Raw genomic sequence first — 23,572 nt, forward strand, 5'->3', positions numbered from 1 at the left:
GTGCGACGAGCACTGTTGATCAGGGTGTCCAGCGATAAATGACGACACTGGTCCCGTTGTAGTTGTCCTTCGTGATCACGTACTCCCCGGTCGACCGGCGGTACGATCTAAGACCGTACATCGAATCCACGTCATTGCCGACGTACACGGTGTTGGCGTTGCCGTTGATCAACGTGGTGTCCAGGCTGCCTGTGGTCAGATTGAAGGCATCGATGTTGGGCACGGTGTGTACGTATCCGACGAAGAGATAGTTGCCGGCCGCCGCGATCGACTTGGGATTGGCGCTGGTGAGGTTGATCACCGGATTGGGAACGGTCGTGTTGCCTGCGAGCCAGCCGTGATACACCTCGATCCGCGATCCGATCGATGTCCAGTCCGTGCTGCCGACAACGCCCTGTGCCAGGATCATCGTGTCGCTTTCCGGCAGGTAGATGATCCGCGTCAATGGCGTGACCGTGCCCGGAATGGGCGTTGCAATTCCTGCTCCCCAACTCGGCCGGCCGTTGGCATCGAAGCCGGTCAGCGGATAGTGCCAGATGGCATTCGTCTTGTCCAAACCGGCCCAGACGTCCCCTTTGCTGTCGAGGCAGAATCCGTCCCTGACGGGTGCGGTCGTATTGAACGCCGTACCTGGAAGCGTGGCGTCCGGTATTGCGATGTAGCCATTCGCAGCGTTGAAGTGGAAGAAGTAGAAGGTATCGGGATTCTGGCCGGACGCCACGAGGATCCGGTTGGCGCCGACAGTGGCAAGTTGACCGAAGTGCTCACCCCGTGAGCGGTCGTTGATGTTGATGCGTGGATCGGATGGATAGGCGATCGGATCGACAGTGTTCGCTACGAAGGTTCCCCCGGCAGTGCCGGTGTAGATGTTGGTGCCTCCATAGAAGTACGCGCCGTCGGTACCCGGGTCCGGAGCGGCGACCCCCTCGAAGTTGAGAGACTGAAGCTTCCATTGCAGGTGGCCAAAACTGTCGTAGGCGTGAATGTCGGTGCCGCCGTCGCGGCCGAGGTCCCAGTTTCCGCCCCACGGGTTGTTAAGCACGTACAGGTTGCCGGCGGCGTCTTTGCCGATGCCGGTGACGCGGGTAAAACGCTTGTCGCCAACCTGGCCTTTGGTTCCCGTTGTCGTATTGAGATATCCCCCCTGAATGCCAAATGTGCTGACCAGAACTGGAATGACCAAAATGCTATAGACCTTGATGTTCATGTCGGGGCCTTCGTCGCCGATCATGAGACACCCGGTCGACGAATCGAAATACAGCGAGGACGGTCGAGAGGCGACGGACATCTGGATGGTATTCACCAGCACGCCGGCGGGATTGAATTCGAGGATCGCGCCTGCGCTCTTCTGGGCTACCCAGATGTTTCCCGCGCTGTCCACCGCGAGCGCGCCAGGGCTTGAGACGGCGATATCCTGCCGCCAGCCCCCATCGGTTGTGTAGACGCGGACGCGATTGCCAGGAAAGTCGCTCGCATAAAGGAGCGAGCCCGACGTCGCGAGTCCCGTGATGACATCAGCCCGCTGCTCAGTCGTTGTTGCGCTGACCGAGATGAGAAAGTCGCGAGTTTGAGTGGTTCGGTTGTACCGCCCCACCGCGCCGCTGCCGTAAGTGGTATTGAATTGCAGAGCGGCGAAGATCGAAGTCGCGTTACCCGTAATGGCGCCGCCCTGAAACTCGCCGTGACCGCCTATGGACCCCACGCTTTGGCCGTTCTGGTATATCGCGACACCACCTTCGTTTTCGTCCCACATGGAAGCTGTGTAGATGACGCCCTCGGGCGCTATCCACATGGAGCGCGCGACGCTACCCACGCGGGTAGCGTTGGTTCCAGATGTGTTCGCCACCCAGTCGGTGGTGTACTGTCCCTGGCACTCCGGCGCAAGCGTAGCGATCAGCAGTGCGGCGAGGAACGTGGCATAGATTCGTTTCATGATCGTGAAGCGTGCCCTCCGAGGCACCTGAATGGGGGATTGCGGTTTGGCCCATGCTCGCAGCGTTGACAACCTGATGGGCGTTACAGGGGGAGCGAAGATGATTTCTGCGGCTGCGGCTGCCTTCCTTGTCGTGCTGGCATGCGCGCTAGGGGCAGGGAGTTGCGTCTGTCCAACCACTACTGCGTTCGAGCGGTATATCGGCGGGGTGCGGAAAAAGTTGAGTGTTCGCGTTTCCAGTACGGGCAAACATGCTGGACCGTTTCACTGCTATCCGAAAATCGACATCGCACTCGGCCTGACCGATCGCGCGATCGACCTTGTCGAAGAGCGCGTCGATTGCGCGCTGCGCGTAGGCAAACTGCACGATTCCGGCATGATCGCGCGGCCTATCGGCAATCTGCCGTTGATCAATGTGGCGAGCCCACTGTATTTGTCCCAGCGCGGCACGCCCCGCATGCCCGGCGACCTGGCAACCCACCAGGCCGTCCACTATGCGTCGCCATCGAGCGGCCGTATCGCGCCCTGGGAATGGCGCGACGGCGAAACCGTGAGAACTTTGCCGACGCAAGGCCGAGTGAGTGTCAATAGCGCCGAGGCGTATATCGCGTGCTGCCTTGCGGGACTCGGCTTGATCCAGATTCCTGCCTACGACGTGCAGCAGCATCTGCGCGCCGGCGAACTGATCGAGGTGATGCCCGAATACCGGGCGGCGCCGATGCCGATGACCTTGCTCTATCCTCATCGGCAGCATCTCTCGCGCAGAGTTCAGGTGTTCGCCGACTGGCTCGAGGCGCTGTTGAAAAGGCAACTCGTCGGCGATTCGGGCGTCAGCAAATGAAGCCGCAGAGGGCGTCTGACTGGCGCCTCAGGCGGACGATGCGCCGGGATACTCGACACGACTATGGCGTTGTGCGGGTACACAGATATCAGGTCAGTGAATGCCGGGTTCTGTCGCGGACCTGTTGTTCGAAAACAAACAGTCACTGAGAGACGTGTTTGTCGTAGCAGGACATCTTTTTTTCTCCAGCCCTTCGGAATGCTTCGCAACAGCTCATGCGAAATATTTATTTCGCTTTGTTTTCATGCGGTTAGGTGATTCTTCACGGCTCGCGATTTGAGAGTGGCACATCCTGTGCATTTGTACCTGTGAGCGCAACGAATAGTGCTCTTTCCCAAACCGAAGCAAACCCAGGAGATTTACCATGACCTCGCTGATGATCAAAGACCTCGCACACGCCGAAGAACTGTCCGCCAAGGCCCTCTCCGCTGTACGCGGCGGCAGCAACTACAACGTAGGAAACGTCAACGCGGCATTGGGTGGCGGCTTCGGCAGCCCGGGCGTCGTGGTGGCACCGGTCACCCAGACCGACACGCACACGAAGGTCGAGATTCCCACCGTCCAGAATTTCGGCGGCCTGCAGTTTGTCGCACTGTAAGTTAAGTGGATTGGAGAGTCCTTCTGAGCGGGGACACCGTTCACCCCTACGGGGACTCTCCACCGCTTGCAACGAATCGCGTTTTTCCAAACCGAAGCAATCCCAGGAGATTTACCATGACCTCGCTGATGATCAAAGACCTCGCACACGCCGAAGAACTGTCCGCCAAGGCCCTTTCGGCTGTACGCGGCGGCAGCAACTACAACGCAGGAAACATCAACGCGGCGTTGGGTGGCGGCTTCGCCAGCCCGGCCATCGTGGTGGCGCCGGTCACCCAGACCGACACGTACACGAAGGTCGATATTCCCACCATCCAGAATTTTGGCGGCCTGCAGTTCGTCAAGGCATGAGTTAGCGGGACGGGAGAGTCGCACCGACGGGATGCGGTCCGATCCTCCGACGTGCGCTCGCCGCTCGCCATGTCCTGTTGGCGAGCGGTTCAGCCCATTGCCCCGGGCGCGGAACATCCCGCGCCCGGGTGCGGGACGGGAGTACGAGGTTTAGCTCCCTTGCAGCCGAATGTCGCGCGACGACGCCCCGACGTACACCGTCCCGCCAGGCACATACCGCCAGCCATTGCGCGATGTGTCCCACACGCTCTGCATGCGCGGCGTGACCGTGATGCGAACGTGGCGCGCTTCGCCGGGGTTCAGGCCGATCTTCTCCCAGCCGACCAGACGTCGCGGCGGCTCGTCGCGGTAGGGCACGCCGAGGTACACCTGCGGCACTTCCGCACCCGCCATGCGGCCATCGTTGCGCACCGTGAACGACACGTCGATCGCGCCGTCAGGGCGATGTTTGACGGAAAGCCCCGAATACGAGAAATGCGTGTACGACAGCCCGTATCCGAACTCGAACATCGGGGTGATGTTTTTCGCGTCGTACCAGCGATAGCCCATGTTCAGCTTCTCTGCGTAGACGGGATCCGGCTCGAACGCGCCGCTTTGCCCCCACGTCGGCGTGTCCTGATCGCGCACGGGGAAGGTGACGGGCAGCTTGCCGGAAGGATTGACCTTGCCGAACAGTACGTTCGCGATCGCATTGCCGCCGCCTTCACCCGGATACCAGGCTTCCACGATTGCCGCCACGCGATCCTTCCACGGCATCAGCACCGGGTTGCCGCTTTCCACGACGACGATCGTGCGGGGATTGGCGTGGGCCACCGCGTCGACGAGCGCATCCTGGTTCGACGGATTCGCAAGGCTCAGGCTTTGCAAATCGCCGAAGTCTTCACCCGCCGGCTGCGCGACGACGACAATTGCGACATCCGAGCGGGCCGCGAGCGCCGCCGCCTGGTCGATCTCCTGTTGCGTGTACGCGCGAAACGGCGTTTGCTGATCGCTGTTGCCGGCAAAGCTCACTTGCGCCGACGGCGCGAGCGCGCGGATCGCTGCAACAATAGGCGTGTTCAGTTTCAGCCACGGATTGGTCCACCAACTGCACCCAGTCGATGTGCCGAACGTCAAGCCGCCGCAACCCGCGAATGCTCCCGTGACCGGATCACGCGTATTGCCTGACCCGCCGCCCGTCATCACGGCTGCATCCGCGTGTCCGCCGATCACCGCAATCCGTGAGAGTGAGGCCGCGGAGAGCGGCAACTGGTTGTTGTCGTTCTTGAGCAAGACCATCGACTGCTCGGAGACCGCCTGTACGAATGCGTTCGCGCCAGCGAAGTCGATCGTGGCGCCACCCTTCGGAGGATCATTCATCACGCCGATGCGGATCATCACGTACAGCTTGCGTCGCACCATGTCGTCGAGGCGCGCGGTCGAAACCGAGCCGCTCGCGATCGCCTGCCGAACTGCCGTGGGTGTCAGATAGACGGTGGAACCGACGTCCTCTTCCTCGTCGAGGCCTGCGTTGATCGCGTTCGCCGTGCTATGCGTCGCTCCCCAATCCGACTGGACCTGTCCTTCAAAGTGCCAATCGTTCTTCAGCACGTCGTTGAGCAGATGCGCGTTCTCGCACGCATAGTCGCCGTTGAGCCGGTTGTAGCTGCACATCACGCTGCCCGGCTGCGCGCGCTTTGCGGCAATTTCAAACGGCAATAGATAGAGTTCGCGCAGCGTGCGCTCGTCGATCTGGCTGTTGCCGCCCCCCCGGTTATGTTCCTGCTCGTTGCCGGCATAGTGCTTGATCGTAGCGATGACCTTCTCACGCTGCGTGCCGTCGGTGCGCGCTGCGAGCATCTCGCCGGCGAGCACCGGATCTTCGCCGAGATACTCGAACAGCCGGCCGCCGCGCGGCTCGCGCGCGAGATTCGTGCCGCCGCCAAGTCCCATTCCGAAGCCCTGTGCACGCAGTTCTATCGCAACCTGTCTGCCGAAATTGGAAGACAGGCGGCGATCCCAGCTTGCCGCAAGCGCGATCGTTGCCGGGAAGGTCGTGCTGGCCTGCGATGTGCTGCCGGAGCCCGTCGCGGAGTCGACCATGTTCAGATCGGGAATGCCGAGGCGCGGTACCCCTTGAATGTAGCCCGCACCACCTCCCGGCACGGCAGACATTGCGTATTCCGAATGAATGAACTGCAGCTTTTCGTCGAGCGTCATCTTGCTGACGAGGGTGTCGGCGCGCCGATGCGCGGCCGCCGATCCGAACGCGTTCATCGCAGTTGAAGTGGGTGCGAAATCGAGTGGGAAGTCGGGTACATCCGCACGGGCAGCGATGCACACGGCCGCCGCTAACGCGACCGCTGGCCATAGTTTCTTCTGCATATCTGTCTCTCCGAGATTCTGGTTTTGTTGGAATGCGGAAACGGAGCGAGTCCGACAGGTTCCATACCGGACACGAAGGCTGGCGACGCAGGATGGCTGCACAAACGCTTGCCTGCCCGAACGGAATCGGGGCCATTGGATTGACTGTAGCGACTCTCCGTGCTGAGTAATGTAAGAATGTAGTCTGACTACAGCATCGGTACTTTTACTAATACAATGCGTTTTTATGCTGAATGATGGTTGCCCGTTAAAAACTATTGGCGATTAAACGCATTGAATGCGTAAAGCCCAATGCATTCAGCATGACATTCGAGGCACCCGAAGCCCTATTAGAGCGACGTTCCTGAACGGCCGATTTGCATCCACGTGATTGTCCCAATCGGGTCGATCTGAGCCGATTGTCGTCCGTCTCAGTGCGGCCAAATGGTTATTCGACATTGATGAAAAGATCGTAGAAAAGCGGATTTTCACCCAAAGCAATACCCGTCAGAGACGAGGCGAATAGTGTCGAATCAAGCACGCGAGCTGCTAAAGGGCAAGCGAAATCGACGCAATGGAGCCCCAGCGCTCCGTCCATCCATTGAATGAACGAGCGGTTCGTCTTAAAAGGTCGCTGAGCGAAATGACCGGACTCACCCAGTTCGGCTTTCACCTCGTAACGCTCCAGCCGGGGCACGAGTCCACCGAATATCATTGCCACCTTTACGAAGAGGAATGTATCTACATACTCTCAGGCAAGGGCGAGGCGATTATTGACGATCAGGTACACGAAGTCCGCCGACGATCTGGATTTTTAGCTGCGATCCGCGCGTAGCGGCACGGTTTCGCCGCCGCCGGATTTGCCGTTGCCGTTCGATGACATGCAGTTGCTTTTCGCCGCAAATTTTACGGTACGTTAACGCGGATTTAGCTACCCTTAAGTTAGAAGAAGGACGGTAGAAATGCGGTACGCAACAGTCGTTCAACGAGTTGTTGCAGCCGCGCATTCACAGCAGGGAGACTAGAATGAAAGCATCGTATTCGCGTGACACACAGGATAGGAGTTTTCGATGTTACGGATGCTGATTCCTGTTCTCGACCGCGGCGGCGCGGTGCAGGCCGCGCGTTTTGCCGCGTTCATGTTTCTGGAGCGTTGCGTGACCGAAGTCGAATTGCTGGAAGTGCTCGAGCCGGTCGATCAAGGGCGTGCGGCAGCCTTTCACACTCGCAGCTCGCTCGTGCGCCATGAAAAGCAGGCCATGTTAAGCGCGCTGATCGACGCTCGCGCGATTCTCGAAGAAGCCGGCGTTCCGTACCGATGGAAGCGGGTATTCGGACACAGCACAAAGGCAGTGGCCGCCTACGCTGCCAGGACCCAGCCGGACGTGATGGTGATCGACGCCAGCCGTATGGGATTCTTTCGAAGACTGACAATGCTTGCCGGCCTGTCGAGGCGGACGATCACACCGGTGACGATGGTTCACTAGGACGGTTCGGGTTCGTGATCCTTATCCGACGTTCATCGGCAGCAGCACCATCTGCCGACCTTGTAAATGCAGACGAGTCTGTAAACAGCCGGTTCACCCACGGCAGCGCGTGCATGCTTGCGCCGCGGTGCTTTCCCACCAGGCTTGCGAAGCCGACATTCTGAAAGGAAGTGTTTTACCTCAAAAGCGTCTTTTGTCAGCTCGTTGCCAAGATGACGAAAACGTAATCCCAAGGTAAGAGCCGGGTCATGGTGCGCCTACAACAATGGGAATCGTAACAGGAGCGTTTTGTCACGATTCTCAGGAGAGGCATCATGAAATTGCTTACCGCCGTCGCCCTTGCGGCACTCAGTCTGCCGTTCGGTACGAATGCGTTCGCGCAAACCTCGACATCCGGTCTCACGCGTGCCGAAGTTCACGCGCAGCTCGTCGAGGCTGAAGCGGATGGCTTGGTCCCCGCACCCAAAAACGACTATCCGCCAAGTGCCCAGACTGTCGCGCACAATCGGGAACTCTACGCTATCCGGCACCAGGACAGCGGTGGCACTGCTTCTGCCGCGACGAGCGTGCCGCGGACTTCCGGCGATTCCGCTGCGGACTGATGAATCAGCTCGCGGCAATTCGTATATTCGCCAAGATCGCCGAGTGTTTGAACTTCGCTGAGGCGGCCAAACAGCTCGGCATCTCGAGCTCGGTCGCCACGCGCAGCGTGGCGGTGCTTGAGCAACATCTCAGTGTTCGCCTGATTAACCGGACCACGCGTCGTGTGTCGCTTACGCCGGCTGGCCAACTTTACTGGGAGCATTGCGCAGAATTGCTAAGGCAGCTCGCCGTGATGGACGAGAGCGTGGCAACGACCACAAGCCAACAGGGAGGCGTGCTACGTATCGCGTCGTCGTCTTCTTATGCCTCGACCGATTTGCCGGAGGTGCTGGCGGCTTACCGGCTGCAAGAGCCGCGCATGCAGTTCGAGTTGACGGTATTCGACAACATGGCAGATGTCACCGCGACGGACTTCGACCTTTGCTTCAACGCCGGGCGCCGTTTGCGCGACTCCTCGCTGGTTTGCCGTCCGCTCGCGCGTACACGGGACGTGATCGTTGCGAGTCCGGCATACCTGTCGCGCCGTCGCCCGCCGGGCACACCGGCGGAGCTCGCTTCGCATGACGTACTCGTGGCCTCGGACGCCCCTAGCCGTTACTGGGAGTTCCGCGACATGCACGGCACGCAACGCGTAGTAGTGCGGCCTATCCTGAACATGCAGAGTCCGCTTCTGGTGAAGCACGCGGTGCAGGCAGGCTTCGGCATAGCGCGCCTGCCAACCTCGCTCATTCAAAGCGAGTTGTCGGATGGCACATTGCGGCCGCTGCTGACGCATGTCGAATTGTGCGGCGATGAGCGCACCGTATGGGTTCTTTACTCCGGACAGCCGCACATGGCGCTGGCGCTCAGAAGTTTTGTCGACTTCGTGGTCGAACGCTACCGCCAAAGGGCGGCGGAAGACAAGAGGGAGATCCTGGCGCCCGTGGGACGGGTACAACACCATTTTGGCAATACTGAGTTGCTGTAGAGCCGTTTTATGTAGGTCCTAAAGTGCGAACACCTGTCGCCGGACATTCAGTCATTTGCGCCATCGCGTGACGGATGTGCCGGTGCGGTACTTACCCACATTTAGGAAGCTACATTCATGAAGCGACTTCTCATTACGGGTGCAGCGCTCGGTTGTGCTGTTGCTCCGATGGCGGCCATGGCACAAAGCAGCGTCACACTGTATGGCCTGATCGACGAAGGTCTGAACTACACGAACAACACCAAAGGTCATTCCGCTGTGCAGATGGAAAGCGGTTTTGCACAAGGTAGCCGGTGGGGTCTGAAAGGCACCGAAGATCTGGGCGGCGGAACCAAGGCGGTCTTTCAGCTGGAGAACGGCTTCGACGTCAATTCGGGCAAGCTTGGGCAAGCTTCGCGGATGTTTGGCCGGCAGGCCTATGTCGGCCTCAGTTCGGCCCAATTCGGAACGTTGACGATGGGGCGCCAATACGATTCTGTCGTCGACTTTCTTGCGCCACTTACCGCGAACGGCAATTGGGCGGGTTTTTTGATGTCGCATCCGTATGACAACGACAACACCGACAATTCGTTTCGCCTGAACAACAGCGTCAAGTACACGAGCAACACCTACGGCGGATTTTCATTCGGCGGCCTTTACGGTTTCAGCAATCAGGCTGGCGGCTTTGCGAACAACCGCTCGTATAGCCTCGGTGCGCAATACGTGGGCGGTTCCGTTTCGGTTGCCGCGGCGTATATGCAGATCAACAATCCTGGTGGAAACGCCGGCGGTTCGCTCGCCACCGACGACACGGACTTCTTCGCTGGCCGTCAGCAGGTCTGGGGAGCAGGCATCAACTATACGATCGGCTCGACAGTGCTCGGCTTTGTGTACAGCCACACGACACTCAACAACGCAACGGGATCCGTGTATGTCGGCAACTTCGCGAATACCGCGAGCAGCTTGAAGTTCGACAATTTCGAGTTGAATGCGAAGTACCAGTTTGCGAAGAACGCCTATGTCGGCGCGATGTACAACTACACGCTAGGGCACTTCAATAGCGCGGCCGGCGACTCCAAACCGAAGTGGCATCAAGTCGGCCTGATGGCGGACTACAACCTGTCGTTGCGCACCGACGTGTACGTGCAGGGCATGTATCAACACCTCGCGGGTGGAACCGCTTCTGCTGCGCCGCTTAACACGGCGTTTATCACGGGTGCGGATGCCCCTTCATCGACGGCGAATCAGGTCATCGCGCGCGTGGGCATTCGACACCAGTTCTAAGTCCGTCGGGGTGGTCGGGCGTGGGTGCCGGTTTCGACGGGCCTCACGCCGACCGTGCGCGCAGCCGCAGCGCAATGGCAATGGCCGCCAGCAGCAGCGCGCTCGTCATGGCGATCACCCCATGCCAGCCGTACAGGTTCCAGAACACGCCGCCGAGCGAGCCGACCACGCTCGATCCCAGGTAGTAGGCAAACAGATAGAGCGACGACGCCTGTGCCTTGCCCGTCTGCGCGCGGGCGCCGACCCACGCACTCGCGACCGAATGCGTGCCGAAGAATCCGATGGTCAGCACGGCAATGCCGATGACGATCAACCAGAGTTCGCCGGACAGCGTGATCAGCGTGCCGGCCAGCATCAGCCCCAAGGTGACCGGCAGCACGACGCGGCGGCCAAGCCATCCCGACAGGCTGCCCATCCACGCCGAGCTGACGATGCCGCACAGATAGACCGCGAAGATCAAGCCAATTTTTGTCTGGTTAAGCGAGAAAGGCGGCGCGATCAGCCGATAGCCGACATAGTTGTACACCGTCACGAAGGCGCCCATCAGCAGGAACCCTTCCACGAACAGCAGTGGCAGGATGCCGTCGCGCAAGTGGATGCCGAATGCGCGTGACAGCGGCGCGAGGCGGAGCTCGCGCCGCGCAAAGTGACGCGATGCCGGCAGGTAGCGCCAGAGGATCGCGGCGCACAGTACGCCAAGCACGCCGATTACCATCACCGCGGCTCGCCAGCCCCAGAAATCGGTGATCACGCCCGTCAGCAGACGGCCTGCCATTCCGCCAAGACCCGTACCGCCGACGTACAACCCCATCGCCAGACCTAGCGAACGCGGGTGCATTTCTTCGCCGACATAAGCCATCGCAACCGCCGGCAATCCGCTCAACGCCACGCCCATTAGCGCGCGGACGACGAGCAGTGTCGGCCAGTGCGGCAGCACCGCGCAGACGACCGTGAGAACACCCGAGAGCAGCAGCGAAGCCACCATGATCGGCTTACGGCCCCAGGCTTCCGACAGCACGCCGGCGGCCAGCATCGACACCGCCAGAAACCCGGTCGTCAACGACAGGGCCAGGCTGGCGCCCGCGGCGCTCACGCCGAAATCCGCGGAGAACAGCGGCATCAGCGGCTGCACACAGTAGAGCAGGGCGAAGGTCGCGAAGCCGGCGGCAAACAGGGAGAAATTGGTGCGCCGGAATGCGGGCGTGCCGTGTTCGATTTTCTCCGCCACCTCGCGCGGCATGGACCCGGCTGCCTTGATCACCGCCTCCATCGTGTCGACGCTCTGTTGTTGCATGACTCGATCACCCCAACCGAAAAAAGTTGCTTCCAGCCATGAATGATCGAACCTCGTTATACCGGTGTCCAATATCGATTTCGCGAGAAATGATACATAATTCATATCATGGATCTACGTCGTATTCGCTATTTCATCGTGCTGTCCGAGGAGTTGCATTTCGGCCGGGCGGCGGTGCGTCTGAACATGGCGCAGCCTCCGCTCAGCCAGCAGATTCGTGTGCTCGAGGAGGAGTTGGGCGCGCGGCTTTTCGAGCGCAGTAACCGGCACGTGGCGTTGACGGCGGCGGGCAAGGCGCTGCTGCCTGAAGCGCGCGCGCTGGTTGCGCAGGCAGAGCGGGCCGGCATCGTGACGCAGCGCGCCCAGCGCGGCGAACTCGGCGAACTCCGGGTGGGATTCACCGGCTCGGCTGCATTCAGCACCATCATTCCGCAACTGATTTTTGAGTACCGGCGTCGTTTGCCGGGGATGCATTTGCGGCTGGAAGAGTTGACCACCCGGCAGCAATTGACGGCGATGCTCGAACGGCGGTTGGAAGTCGCATTCGTGCGCGGCACGGAACGGCCGGATCTGCCGCCGACGCTACAGGCGACACGTCTTTTCGAAGACTCCCTGGTGGTGGTGCTGCCGCCGCAACACCCGCTGGCTTCGAGCCGGGCGGCGCTTTCCGTGGGCGCGCTGAAGCATGAGGCGTTCGTCATGTATCCACGCGAGAGCGGGACCGGCGTGTATGACCAGATCATCGCCCTTTGCCGGCAGTCCGGCTTTGCGCCGCAGGTCGCGCAGGAAGCTCGGGAGGTGCCGACAATCGTAGGGTTGGTGGCGGCCGGCCTTGGTGTTGCGCTCGTGCCGGCCTCCCTGCGCAGCATCAACGTCAATGGCGTGGCGTACCGGCCGCTGCGCGAGAAAGGCGCGCGCTCCGCGATGTGGCTGGTGTTGCGCTCGGGTGAACTGTCGCGGCAGGAGGCGTTGTTCGCTGAGCTTGCGAGTGAGATCGGTCCGGGGTGACCTCTTCACGCGGGTGATTGATCTGGAGTGCGAATCTTGTCTGCGTGTTCCTATCACTGACGCCTGGCGCGGTTTCACTACCACCGCGGGGCAGCCGCTTTAGCGGTGCCAGATCAGCAGATACCTGGCTTCAATATTATGGAATACCATAATATTGAAATGCTTGCGTCAAGCCATTTGGTGGAATACCGTAATACCAACCGCAACATTCTAGCGGTCGACACGAAGCGGGGCGTTCAGGTCTACAGCGCCCGTAGCACGACTGATTCGTCGTTTTCCTGCATACAGGGTCGATCATGAAATTCTCGTTGTTTCTGCACATGGAGCGGTACAACGCGGCAACACCGCACCGGCAACTCTTCGATGAGCTCACCGAGCTGGTCCAGATCGCGGAGAAAGGCGGGTTCGAGACCGCCTGGATAGGCGAACATCACGCGATGGAATTCACGATCGCGCCCAATCCGTTCCTCAATCTTTCGTATCTCGCGGCGCGCACCCAAACAATCCGGCTCGGCACCGGGACGGTCATCGCCCCCTTCTGGCATCCGATTCGTCTCGCCGGGGAGGCTGGCATGGTGGACGTCGCAAGCAATGGGCGGCTCGACCTCGGCATCGCGCGCGGCGCCTACTCCTTCGAATATGAACGTCTGCTGCCGGGCCTCGATGCATTCGGCGCAGGCGCCCGGATGCGTGAACTGGTGCCCGCGCTGCGGCAGCTGTTCAAGGGGGACTACGCACATCAAGGCGAATTCTGGTCCTGGCCGTCCACCACACCGGTGCCGCGCCCGGTCCAGCAATCCCTTCCGCCGATGTGGCTCGCGGCCCGCGATCCGAATTCGCACGAGTTCGCGGTTCGCAACGGCTGCAACGTGCAGGTCACGTCGCTGGCAGCGGGCGATGGCGAGGTGGTCAGCCTGATGGAGCGCTTCAACGCGGCCTGCAAGGCAAATCCCGAGGTGCCGCGGCCGCAGATCATGATGCTGATGCACACCTTTGTGGGCGCCGATCCGGCCGAAGTAGACGCCGCCGTGGAAGATCTGAGCCGCTTCTATTGTTATTTCAGCAAGTGGTTCAAGAACGAGCGGCCGGTCGAGCAAGGCTTTATCGAATCGCTTACGGCAGAGGACATCGCATCGTTCCCGCAATACGCGCCGGAACAGATTCGCAAGAACCTCGTGATCGGTCAGCCGGCGGCTGTCGTCGAGCGGCTTAAACAGTATGAAGAACTCGGCTTCGATCAATACAGCTTCTGGCTCGACAGCAATATGAGCTTCGAGCGCAAGCGCAAGTCGCTCGAACTGTTCATCTCGGACGTGATGCCCGCGTTCGAGCCCCGCGGCTGAAGGTGGATGTTCTTCGCTACGACATCCAGCCACGAGGAGCCGATGCCATGTTGAAGTCTTTCCAGCATTACATCGACGGCGAGTTCAGCGACGCCGCCAAGACCTTCGGGAGCATCAACCCGGCCACTGGCGATGTGTGGGCAACGATGCCCGCGGCGAGCGCAGCCGACGTGGATCGCGCCGTGCAGGCCGCCGACCGCGCGTTGTTCGCGCCCGAATGGGCTGGCCTGAGCGCGAGTCAGCGCGGCAAACTGCTATACCGGCTCGCCGACCTCGTCGCGGCAAACGCGCAGGAGCTAGCAGAACTCGAAACGACCGATACCGGCAAGATCATCCGTGAGACGCGCAGCCAGATCGGTTATGTCGCCGAGTACTACCGTTATTACGCCGGCATCGCCGACAAGATTCACGGGGCCTGCCTGCCGGTCGACAAGCCCGACATGGATGTGTTTCTGCGCCGCGAGCCGGTCGGTGTGGTCGCGGGGATCGTGCCGTGGAATTCGCAACTGTTTCTCTCGGCGGTGAAGATCGGTCCGGCGCTCGCAGCTGGCTGCACGATCGTGATCAAGGCATCCGAGGAGGGTCCCGCGCCACTTCTCGCTTTTGCGCGGCTCGTGCATGAAGCCGGTTTTCCGGCGGGCGTGGTGAACATCCTGACGGGCTTCGGTGCGGACTGCGGCCGTGCGCTCACGAGTCATCCGCTGGTGGCGAAGATCGCGTTCACCGGTGGTCCGGAAACGGCGCGTCATATTGTGCGCAATTCGGCTGAAAATCTGGCCGCGACTTCGCTCGAACTGGGTGGCAAGTCGCCGGTGCTGGTCTTCGATGACGCCAGCTTGGAGAGTGTCAGTAACGCCGTGATCGCCGGGATTTTCGCGGCGACGGGTCAAAGTTGTGTCGCGGGCTCGCGGCTGCTGGTTCAGCGCGGCATTCGCGATCGTCTGATGGCTCGCCTCGTCGAGAAAGCGCAAGCCATCAAAATCGGCGATCCGCAGGATGTGGCTACCGAGATGGGACCGCTTGCCACGCTCAGGCAGCGCGACCATATCGAGGCGGTGCTCGCCGCCAGCCTTGCTGCGGGCGCCACGCTGCTGACCGGCGGCGCTCGCCCGTCAGCGCACGAGAAAGGCTTCTTCTTCGAGCCGACGATCGTCGACTGCCCTGACTCCACGGTGCCGAGCGTGGCGCAGGAGCTGTTCGGACCGGTGCTGAGCGTGATGAGCTTCGACACTGAAGCCGACGCCGTCGCGCTGGCCAACGACACGAAGTACGGGCTCGCCGCGGGCGTGTTCACGCGCGATCTCACTCGCGCGCACCGTCTCACGCGCCGGCTGCGCGCGGGCATTGTCTGGGTGAACACCTATCGCGCTGTCTCGCCGATCGTCCCGTTCGGCGGCTACGGGCTGAGCGGGCTGGGCCGCGAAGGCGGGCTCGACGCGGTACTCGACTACACCCGCACCAAATCCGTCTGGATTCGAACCTCGGATGAGCCGATCGCCGATCCTTTCGTCATGCGCTGAAGAGGGCACGATGTATTACGAAATCCGCACTTACAAGATCAAGACCGGTGCCGTTCCAGCCTATCTGAAACTTGTCGAAGAAGAAGGCATCGAGTTGCAGAAGCGCCATCTCGGCGAACTGGTGGGTTACTTTTTTTCGGAGATCGGGCCGCTGAACCAGATCGTTCATATGTGGGCCTATCCGAGTCTCGACGAACGCGGGGCGCGCCGTCAGCGCCTCGCCGAAGATCCGGCGTGGCAGGCGTTCTCACCGAAGATCCAGGCGCTGCTGGAAACAATGGAGAGCAAGATCATGAAGCCTGCCTCGTTCTCACCGCTCAAATAAAAAAGCCGTTCGCTGTCGATCCTTTCCGGAGGCGGCGTTTTCACTCTAAGGAGTAGTCCTCATGAAAGAAATGCTACGTTGGCGAACCCTTGGTCTTGCCCGCGCAATCGCGGTGACGGCTATCGTCTCGGCTACCGCGCCCGTTTTCGCAGCCGACGCGCCGATCGTGTTCGCCAGTTGGGGCGGCACGACGCAATCCGCGCAGCAGAAGAATTGGGCACAGCCGTATACTTTGGCGTCTGGCGTTCAGGTGTTGATGGATGGCCCTACCGACTACGGCAAGCTCAAGGCGATGGTCGATAGCGGCAACGTGCAATGGGACGTGGTCGACGTGGAAGGCGATTTCGCCTATGCGGCGCTGCGCGACGGACTCGTCGAACCGATCGATTATTCCGTGGTAAACAAGAGCGACCTGGATCCGCGTTTCACGTCGACGGGGGCGGTGGGCAGCTTCTACTATTCGTTCGTGCTCGGCTACAAGAAGGCGGCGTTCAAGAGCGGCAGCCCTGCCAACTATGCGGACCTGTTCGATACCAGGCGTTTCCCCGGCAAGCGCACTTTCTACAAGTGGTCGGCGCCGGGCGTGCTCGAAGTCGCCTTGCTGGCCGACGGTGTCCCGCCGAACAAGCTCTATCCGCTCGATCTCGATCGCGCGTTCAAGAAGCTCGACACGATCAAAAACCAGATCGTCTGGTGGAGCGGCGGCGCGCAGTCGCAACAACTGATGGCTTCGGGCGAAGCACCGATCGGCGTGTTCTGGAACGGTCGTCTGCATGCGCTTCAGCAGACCGGCGTGGATGTCGGCGTGTCGTGGAATCAGAACCTGACAGCCGCCGATATGCTGGTGGTGCCGAAAGGTGCGAAGCACAAGACTGAGGCGATGAAGTTCCTCGCGAGCGCAACCGGCCCGCAGGCGCAGGCAAAGTTCGCTGCTGAAACGGGCTATGCGCCGATCAATCTGAAATCGGCGGCGCTGCTGCCCGCCGATGTCGCCAAAACGCTGCCTGATCAGTACAAGGCAACGCAAATCAACCTCGACATGAAGTACTGGGCCGACCATCGCGACGAGATTGCGAAGCGCTGGTATGCGTGGCAATCGAAATAAGGCGGTTGCCGGTCGAACATATCGAGGGAGTCGTCATGTCGAATGCATTGAGTACCGTCGCCGAGCCCGAGGTGGGCAAGCTGCAACTAGGCGCCGGATTCAGGGCCGCCCGGCTGGTGTTGCCGGCCGTGCTGCTGCTGGTGGTGTTCTTTCTGTTGCCGGTGCTGTCGTTGCTGCTTCACAGCGTGCTGGAACCGAGCCCGGGTTTGCAGAACTATACGCAGCTGTTCGGCTCGACGACTTACCTGAGAGTGTTCGGCAACACGTTCTTCGTGGCCACGGTAGTGACGGCGGTGACGCTTGTGATCGGCTTTCCGACTGCATGGTTGCTGGCCATCGCGCCGCGCTGGATCGGCAAGCTGGTGTTCGCGATCCTGCTGCTTTCGATGTGGACCAACCTGCTGGCGCGCACGTTTGCATGGATGGTGCTGCTGCAGCAAACCGGGCCGATCAACCGTCTGCTGATGTCGCTCGGGTTGATCGATGCGCCGCTTACGCTGGTCAATAACCTGACCGGTGTGACGATCGGCATGACCTACATCATGCTGCCGTTTCTCGTGATGCCGCTGCACGCCACCCTGCGCGCGATCGATCCCACCACGCTGCGGGCCGCCGCCATTTGCGGGGCGAGCCGCTGGCAAGCCTTCTGGCGGGTGCTGGTGCCGCTCGCGATGCCGGGCATTGCGAGCGGGGTGCTGATGGTGTTCGTGATGGCGCTCGGATACTTCGTCACGCCCGCGCTGCTGGGCGGCCCGGAATACATGATGCTCGCCGAACTGATCGCGCAACTGGTGCAACAATTGCTGAACTGGGGTCTCGCGGGCGCCGCGGCCTTTGTCCTGCTGCTCGTCACGCTTTCGCTCTATGCACTGCAATTACGCTTTTCCGGGCGTGTGAGCGGTGCTTCGGGAGTCCACTGACATGCTGCTCGATTTCGATCGTCTCGGACCGCTGCGCTGGCTGCTCCTCGCCATTGGCGCGTCGGTGTCGCTATTCCTGTTGTTGCCTGTGCTGTTCATCATTGCGTTATCGTTCGGCAATTCGCAATGGCTGATGTTTCCGCCGCCTGGCTGGACCCTCCAGTGGTATCGCCTATTGCTCTCCGATCCTGGCTGGCTCGATTCGCTGATGACCAGCGTCGAGCTGGGCCTCGTCGTGATGGTGTTGTCGGTCACGCTAGGTCTGTTCGCTTCGCTCGCGCTGACGCGTGGCGATTTCCGCGGACGGGCGCTGCTCAAGGCATTTTTTCTCACGCCGATGGTGTTGCCGGTCGTCGTGCTTGCGGTCGCGCTGTACGCGTTCTTTCTGCGCATCGGCTTGACTGGAACTTTGGTCGGCTTCGTGATCGGGCATCTGATCATCGCGCTGCCGTTTTCGATCATCGCAATCAGTAACTCGCTGGAAAGCTTCGACACCACGCTCGAAGATGCCGCGCTGATTTGCGGGGCGGGGCCGTTCGAAGTGAAATGGCGCGTCACGCTGCCAGCCATTCGTCTCGGCCTGTTCGCGGCGGCGATCTTCTCGTTCCTCGCTTCCTGGGATGAAGTGGTGGTATCCGTTTTCATGGCAAGCCCGACGCTGCAGACACTGCCCGTGCGAATCTGGAGCACGTTGCGGCAAGATCTGACGCCGGTGATTGCCGCTGCATCGTCGCTGATGGTCGGACTAACCGTCGTGCTGATGTTGCCAGGACTTGTACTCAAGCGAGGTAAATCGTGAGCTCACCGTTTCTGCAGATTCAACGGCTTCGCAAGACCTACGATCAGGTCGTGGCCATCGATCAAGTCTCGCTCGACATCAGGAAGGGCGAGTTCATGACTTTTCTCGGACCGTCGGGCTCGGGCAAGAGTACGACGCTTTATATTGTTGCAGGCTTTCAGTCGCCCACCGAGGGGCGCGTGCTGCTCGACGGAAAATCGTTGTTGTCGGTCGCGCCGAACCGACGCAACATCGGCATGGTGTTTCAGCGCTACACGCTGTTCCCGCATCTCACCGTCGGCGAAAACGTGGCGTTTCCGCTGCGCGTGCGGCGCCTGCCCGACGCCCAGGTGAAGTCGAAGGTCGAACAGATGCTCAAGCTCGTGCATCTCGGCGATTGCCGCGATCGCATGCCGGGGCAACTGTCGGGCGGGATGCAACAGCGCGTGGCGATCGCCCGCGCGTTAGCCTATGACCCGCCAGTGCTGTTGATGGACGAACCGCTTTCCGCGCTGGATAAGAAGCTGCGCGAGGAGTTGCAGACGGAGTTGCGCCGCATTCATCAGCAAACGGGCGTGACGATTCTCTATGTGACCCACGATCAGGAAGAGGCCTTGCGTCTGTCCGACCGGATTGCGGTATTCAACAAAGGGCGTATCGAGCAGGCCGGAACCGGCGAAGATCTTTACGCCCAGCCGGCATCGCGTTTCGTCGCGGGTTTCATTGGTAATTCGAATTTTCTGCCGGTTACGCTGGCGGACGGCAACGGTGGGTCGCATGCGGTGTTCCCTAACGGAAAGCCGGTAAGGGTGGGCACTTTCGATCGCGCGTTGAGTGCCGGCAGCAACGGTGCGTTGATGCTGCGTCCCGAACAGATAAAGATTCGTGCGCGGCCCGTGCAAAGCGCTGACGGCAGTCTGCCGGTGACGGTGCGTGACGTCACCTATCTGGGCGACACGATGCACTATTCGGTGGCGACGCCGTGGGCACAGGAGATCGCTGTGCGCGCGCCGGCCGGTTTGCGGGAGGCGAACCTGGCGGTTGGTGCGCAAGCGTGGCTCGACTGGGATAGCGTGAGCGCCCGGGTCTTTTCTGTCTGAGCAGCGCGAGCTACGGATTTGCCAGGTGTCGTCTATGCGATACTATGGGATTCCAAAAACCACACTATCCGGATGTCGCCTGGAGACGGGAGAGAGCCATGATGGATCAAATGCGTGTCGACCGCAGTGCGCCGACGCTGCGCGAACTGACTCTTGAGAAATTGCGTGAGGCCATTTCTCAGGGCTTCTATCGACCCGGCGATCGCTTGATCGAGCGTACGCTGTGCGATCAACTAGGCGTAAGCCGCACGGTAGTGCGCGAGGTATTGCGCCACCTCGAAACGGAAGGCCTGGTTGAAACCGGCTCGCATTCCGGTCCGATCGTCGCAAGACTCGATCCGGCGCAGGTAGAGGAAATTTACGAAATCCGCGCGCTGCTGGAGTCGGAAGCCGCGCGTGCTTGTGCCGAACGTGCTACGCCTGTGCTGGTGAAGCAACTGCGCGAGATCCGCAAGGAGATCGAGGACGCTTTCGACAAGGAGGATTTCAAACGCGTGCTGCTCTACACCGAGCGTTTCTACGAAACGATGTTCACCGGTGGCCAGAAGCTGATGATGCATCAGGTGGTCAAGTCGCTGAACGCGCGAATCAACCAGCTTCGCTCGATGACGATTTCATCGCCTGGGCGAGGTACGGATTCGAATCGCGAGATGAACAAGTTGCTCGCGGCCATCGCCAGGAAAGATGGCGATGCGGCGGCTGCCGCGTCGCTTGAACACGTGAGACGCACCGCCGGTATCGCCATGGCGGCGCTCGCCGAAAAGGAAGCCGCGACAAGCGACTGATCCGCACTCCTGCAGCAGGCAAGAAGTCATCGAGCCGTCGATTCCGACGGCTTTTTTTTCGCCCGCGATTTGCGGGGCTTTCCGGTTAACCCCGGCGTCAACGCCCCCGCGTAAACCCCGTCGACACCTGAAAATTCTTGCGTACAATAATATGGAATACCATAATATCAAGAAGGCGCTATCGCATGAGGCCATGGCGCATTTGCCCGCGGAGAAAGTCAGATGAAGCTCGAGATTCGCAAGCTGGTCACCTATGTGGAAGACACGTTTATCGAGGGTGGTAAAGCGGCTTCGAAGCCGCTGAAGCTCTTCGCCGCTGCCGCCGTGCTGCGCAATCCCTGGGCGGGGCGCGGTTTTGTCGAAGACCTGAAGCCGGAGATTCACGGGCTCGCTCCGCAACTGGGCGAGATCCTGACGGCCGAGATCCTGCGCATCGCCGGGTCCGGTGCAGCTGTGGAAGGCTATGGGAAGGCGGCGATCGTCGGCACGTCGGGTGAGGTCGAACATGCGTCGGCGCTGATCCATACGCTGCGTTTCGGCAACAAGTTCCGTGAGGCTGTCGGCGCGAAGAGCTATCTGAGCTTTACTAATCTGCGCGGCGGCCCCAATTGTCCGGTGACGATCCCGCTGATGCACAAGGGCGATGAAGGCATGCGCTCGCATTACCTCACCGTCCAGTTCTCGATCGTCGATGCGCCCGCGCCCGACGAACTCGTGATCGCGCTGGGCGCATCGATCGGCGGCCGGCCGCATCACCGCATCGGCGACCGTTATCAGGATCTGAAGGAGCTGGGATCCAATGAAGCATGAAACCGTCATCGAGCGTGCGTCGACGAACGGGACGTTCGACGGCACGGCATACAACGTGGCAGGCGAGGGTGCCGCACTCGTGCTGATTCACGGCGTAGGCATGAACCGCAGCGTGTGGGCGCCGCAAGTGGCCGAGTTGCAGGCGCATTTTCGGGTGGTGTCTTACGACGTGCTGGGACATGGTGCGAGCCGTCTGCCGGCGCCCGAGCCGACCCTCGACGAATACGCGGCGCAACTGGCCGCGCTGCTCGACTATTTACAGATCGAGTCGGCGCATGTGGTCGGTCATTCGATGGGATCGCTGATCGCGTTGGAATTTGCGTTGCGTTATCCGGCGCGGGTGTCGAGTGTCGTTGCGCTCAATGCGGTCTACGACCGCACGCCGACGCAGCGGGCCGCGGTTATGCAGCGAGCGGCGTCGCTCGAAACCAGCCGCATCGAACAGCCGAGTATCGACGCGACGATTGCACGCTGGTTCGACGATCCGGTGCCAGGGCATCTCGCCGAGGTCGCGGAGTTGGTGCGTTCGTTGCTGGAGTCGGTCAATCCGGAGGGCTATGCGCGAACCTACCGGCTCTTTGCCAGTTCCGATCGGGCACATGTTGGCCGCTTGCCGCAACTCGCCGTGCCGGCGCTTTTCATGACCGGCGAGTGCGATCCGAACTCAAGTCCGGCGATGTCGCAATCGATGGCGGCCGCAGCGCCCAACGCGCGCGCCGAGATCGTCGCGAACCAACGGCACATGATGAACGTGACAGCGCCGTCGGTGGTGAATCAGCGGCTCCTGCGTTTTTTCAGCGAAGTCAAATGAAGCGAAGCGAGAAGTGGAGTCAGTGATCCGGGCCCGGACCGGAGTTGTTTATCTTGAGGAGCAAGACCATGGGCGAATCCGTTTTCGATGTTGCTGAATTCCGTCGGGCGCTGGGCGCCTTCGTGACCGGTGTGACCGTGGTGACGACCATTCAGCCGGACGGCTCGCCGCGCGGCTTTACTGCGAACTCGTTCACGTCGGTTTCGCTCGACCCTGCATTGATCCTTGTGTGCATTGCCAAGACCGCGTCGAGCCATCCGGTGTTTTCGCAAACGCAGCGTTTCGCGGTGAGCGTGCTGGCCGAAGATCAGAGGCCTGTCTCGGGCGTGTTCGCGTCTAAGAGCGCGGACAAGTTCGCGCAGGTTGCCTGGCACGCGCGTCAGACTGGAAGCCCGTTGATAGACGGTGCGGCGGCGAGTTTCGATTGCGAGACCCATCAGGTGGTGGATGCAGGCGATCACATCATTCTGATTGGCCGCGTGGTGGAGTTTACGAATACGAGCGCGACGCCGCTGGGGTATTGCCGCGGGGCTTATGTCGATTTCAGGCTGTCGCAGGAGGCGCTTGCCGCGACGGGGCAGCGCACTCAGGTTGGCGCGATTCTTGAGCATCCACGCGGACTCGTGCTGGTCGAAACAACGGCGGGACTGCAGTTGCCGACTGGGACGCGGCTGGAGCCTGCCTCCGATGGTGGGAGTCTGCGCGGCGTGCTTGACGGGTATCGATTGAATGCGAATCTGGACTTCCTGTTCGCGGTATTCGAGGCGAAAGGCGTCACGCATATCTATTATCGCGGCCGTATTGTCGATGAGGCGCCGGCTGCCGAGCTTGTCCGCTATGTTCCGCTCAACGAGATACCCTGGGGTGAGATCCGGGATCCAGCTGTGCAGTCGATGCTGCGGCGATATGTGAAGGAGCGCACGGAAGATGCGTTTGGAATCTACGTGGGGGATGTCGAGTCGGGGACGGTGAGGTCGTTAGTGACAAGTTAATGGTTTTTTGTGCGTAGCGCGTGGTTGGTTTTTTTGCCTTTGGCGGCGGCATTTGGTGGTTTACCTGCGGCTCGTGACTTTTCATTTTTTATTGGTTTATTAGTCATCTTCGATCTTCAGGCAAAAGCGCCGGCCGGACGGGATCGCCTTGCAGGTGTTGCGATAGGGTTTGTCGCGCGCGCCGGTATGCGTGACTTCGATCATGACCTGGCCGTGCGGGGCGTCCGGCAAATCGGTGCGCAGAATGCGGCCGACACGCAGGCCATGAATGTTGCTTTCGCCGTCATAGACGACCTGCAAGGCAAGCGCCGCTTCGTGGCGTAACTGCGTTTCCCATTGCGCGCCGTTAGCGTCCCACTCTAAGCGAACTGGCGAACAGGCCGACATGGTAGTCAG

Annotated in this window: 22 protein-coding genes and 2 pseudogenes; 20 read left to right on the forward strand and 4 right to left on the reverse strand. The window is 60.8% G+C overall.

The window, feature by feature from the left end; translation table 11 throughout:
* Positions 1-19: 19 nt before the first annotated feature.
* Positions 20-1,933 carry an SMP-30/gluconolactonase/LRE family protein gene (locus SB772_RS12880; RefSeq protein ID WP_410833622.1) on the reverse strand — a complete coding sequence of 638 codons (1,914 nt, stop codon included), beginning with the start codon at positions 1,931-1,933 and terminating at the stop codon, positions 20-22.
* A 271-nt stretch (positions 1,934-2,204) separates the two neighbouring features.
* On the opposite strand from SB772_RS12880, the pseudogene SB772_RS12885 reads away from it, so the two are divergent.
* From SB772_RS12885 to SB772_RS12895, 3 genes and pseudogenes are all read left to right on the forward strand, one after another.
* Positions 2,205-2,774: pseudogene (locus SB772_RS12885) on the forward strand (LysR substrate-binding domain-containing protein); the annotation flags it as partial.
* A gap of 364 nt (positions 2,775-3,138) precedes the next feature.
* Positions 3,139-3,372: a hypothetical protein gene (locus SB772_RS12890; protein WP_410833623.1), complete on the forward strand. Its 234-nt coding sequence runs from the start codon at positions 3,139-3,141 to the stop codon at positions 3,370-3,372.
* Between the two features lie 116 nt (positions 3,373-3,488).
* The gene (locus SB772_RS12895) at positions 3,489-3,722 is read left to right on the forward strand and encodes a hypothetical protein (RefSeq protein ID WP_410833624.1); all 234 of its coding nucleotides are present in this window, start codon (positions 3,489-3,491) and stop codon (positions 3,720-3,722) included.
* A gap of 150 nt (positions 3,723-3,872) precedes the next feature.
* Here SB772_RS12895 and SB772_RS12900 read toward each other — a convergent pair whose 3' ends face one another.
* Positions 3,873-6,086, reverse strand: a complete 2,214-nt coding sequence (locus SB772_RS12900) for a beta-glucosidase family protein (RefSeq protein WP_410833625.1) — start codon at positions 6,084-6,086, stop codon at positions 3,873-3,875.
* Positions 6,087-6,590: 504 nt separating this feature from the next.
* Here SB772_RS12900 and SB772_RS12905 point away from each other — a divergent pair.
* The 5 genes and pseudogenes from SB772_RS12905 to SB772_RS12925 all read left to right on the forward strand — a co-directional run.
* A pseudogene (locus tag SB772_RS12905) lies at positions 6,591-6,861 on the forward strand (cupin domain-containing protein); the annotation flags it as partial.
* Between the two features lie 274 nt (positions 6,862-7,135).
* Complete coding sequence (locus tag SB772_RS12910; RefSeq protein ID WP_410833626.1) at positions 7,136-7,552, forward strand: universal stress protein; 417 nt, start codon at positions 7,136-7,138, stop codon at positions 7,550-7,552.
* A 314-nt stretch (positions 7,553-7,866) separates the two neighbouring features.
* On the forward strand, positions 7,867-8,154 hold the full coding sequence (locus SB772_RS12915; protein WP_410833627.1) for a DUF4148 domain-containing protein: 288 nt from the start codon (positions 7,867-7,869) through the stop codon (positions 8,152-8,154).
* Entirely contained in the window at positions 8,154-9,122 is a 969-nt protein-coding gene (locus SB772_RS12920) for a LysR family transcriptional regulator (RefSeq protein ID WP_410833628.1), read from the forward strand. The genes SB772_RS12915 and SB772_RS12920 overlap by 1 nt, the downstream gene beginning before the upstream one ends.
* 117 nt (positions 9,123-9,239) lie before the next feature.
* A complete protein-coding gene (locus SB772_RS12925) occupies positions 9,240-10,385 on the forward strand; it encodes a porin (protein WP_410833629.1) in 1,146 nt (381 codons plus the stop codon).
* A gap of 43 nt (positions 10,386-10,428) precedes the next feature.
* Here SB772_RS12925 and SB772_RS12930 read toward each other — a convergent pair whose 3' ends face one another.
* The gene (locus tag SB772_RS12930; RefSeq protein WP_410833630.1) at positions 10,429-11,679 is read right to left on the reverse strand and encodes an MFS transporter; all 1,251 of its coding nucleotides are present in this window, start codon (positions 11,677-11,679) and stop codon (positions 10,429-10,431) included.
* A 108-nt stretch (positions 11,680-11,787) separates the two neighbouring features.
* On the opposite strand from SB772_RS12930, the gene SB772_RS12935 reads away from it, so the two are divergent.
* The 12 genes from SB772_RS12935 to SB772_RS12990 all read left to right on the forward strand — a co-directional run bounded on the left by SB772_RS12935 (position 11,788) and on the right by SB772_RS12990 (position 23,176).
* Positions 11,788-12,687, forward strand: a complete 900-nt coding sequence (locus tag SB772_RS12935) for a LysR substrate-binding domain-containing protein (protein ID WP_410833631.1) — start codon at positions 11,788-11,790, stop codon at positions 12,685-12,687.
* Positions 12,688-12,983: 296 nt separating this feature from the next.
* Positions 12,984-14,030: an LLM class flavin-dependent oxidoreductase gene (locus SB772_RS12940; RefSeq protein ID WP_410833632.1), complete on the forward strand. Its 1,047-nt coding sequence runs from the start codon at positions 12,984-12,986 to the stop codon at positions 14,028-14,030.
* 47 nt (positions 14,031-14,077) lie between these two features.
* Complete coding sequence (locus SB772_RS12945; RefSeq protein WP_410833633.1) at positions 14,078-15,550, forward strand: aldehyde dehydrogenase; 1,473 nt, start codon at positions 14,078-14,080, stop codon at positions 15,548-15,550.
* Between the two features lie 10 nt (positions 15,551-15,560).
* Positions 15,561-15,875, forward strand: coding sequence for an NIPSNAP family protein (locus SB772_RS12950; RefSeq protein ID WP_410833634.1), 315 nt, complete (start codon positions 15,561-15,563; stop codon positions 15,873-15,875).
* A 70-nt stretch (positions 15,876-15,945) separates the two neighbouring features.
* The gene (locus SB772_RS12955; RefSeq protein ID WP_410833718.1) at positions 15,946-16,980 is read left to right on the forward strand and encodes an ABC transporter substrate-binding protein; all 1,035 of its coding nucleotides are present in this window, start codon (positions 15,946-15,948) and stop codon (positions 16,978-16,980) included.
* A gap of 35 nt (positions 16,981-17,015) precedes the next feature.
* Entirely contained in the window at positions 17,016-17,900 is an 885-nt protein-coding gene (locus SB772_RS12960) for an ABC transporter permease (RefSeq protein ID WP_410833635.1), read from the forward strand.
* Position 17,901: 1 nt separating this feature from the next.
* Positions 17,902-18,699, forward strand: a complete 798-nt coding sequence (locus tag SB772_RS12965; RefSeq protein ID WP_410833636.1) for an ABC transporter permease — start codon at positions 17,902-17,904, stop codon at positions 18,697-18,699.
* On the forward strand, positions 18,696-19,778 hold the full coding sequence (locus tag SB772_RS12970) for an ABC transporter ATP-binding protein (RefSeq protein WP_410833637.1): 1,083 nt from the start codon (positions 18,696-18,698) through the stop codon (positions 19,776-19,778). The genes SB772_RS12965 and SB772_RS12970 overlap by 4 nt, the downstream gene beginning before the upstream one ends.
* Positions 19,779-19,879: 101 nt before the next feature.
* The gene (locus SB772_RS12975) at positions 19,880-20,563 is read left to right on the forward strand and encodes a GntR family transcriptional regulator (protein ID WP_410833719.1); all 684 of its coding nucleotides are present in this window, start codon (positions 19,880-19,882) and stop codon (positions 20,561-20,563) included.
* 222 nt (positions 20,564-20,785) lie between these two features.
* Positions 20,786-21,373: an amino acid synthesis family protein gene (locus tag SB772_RS12980; protein WP_115103593.1), complete on the forward strand. Its 588-nt coding sequence runs from the start codon at positions 20,786-20,788 to the stop codon at positions 21,371-21,373.
* The gene (locus SB772_RS12985) at positions 21,363-22,184 is read left to right on the forward strand and encodes an alpha/beta fold hydrolase (RefSeq protein ID WP_410833638.1); all 822 of its coding nucleotides are present in this window, start codon (positions 21,363-21,365) and stop codon (positions 22,182-22,184) included. The genes SB772_RS12980 and SB772_RS12985 overlap by 11 nt, the downstream gene beginning before the upstream one ends.
* Before the next feature lie 68 nt (positions 22,185-22,252).
* Entirely contained in the window at positions 22,253-23,176 is a 924-nt protein-coding gene (locus SB772_RS12990; protein WP_410833639.1) for a flavin reductase, read from the forward strand.
* Positions 23,177-23,275: 99 nt separating this feature from the next.
* Here SB772_RS12990 and SB772_RS12995 read toward each other — a convergent pair whose 3' ends face one another.
* Complete coding sequence (locus SB772_RS12995) at positions 23,276-23,563, reverse strand: hypothetical protein (protein WP_410833640.1); 288 nt, start codon at positions 23,561-23,563, stop codon at positions 23,276-23,278.
* Between the last annotated feature and the right edge of the window lie 9 nt (positions 23,564-23,572).

It is taken from the genome of Paraburkholderia sp. SIMBA_030, from assembly GCF_046535245.1.
Lineage (GTDB): Bacteria > Pseudomonadota > Gammaproteobacteria > Burkholderiales > Burkholderiaceae > Paraburkholderia.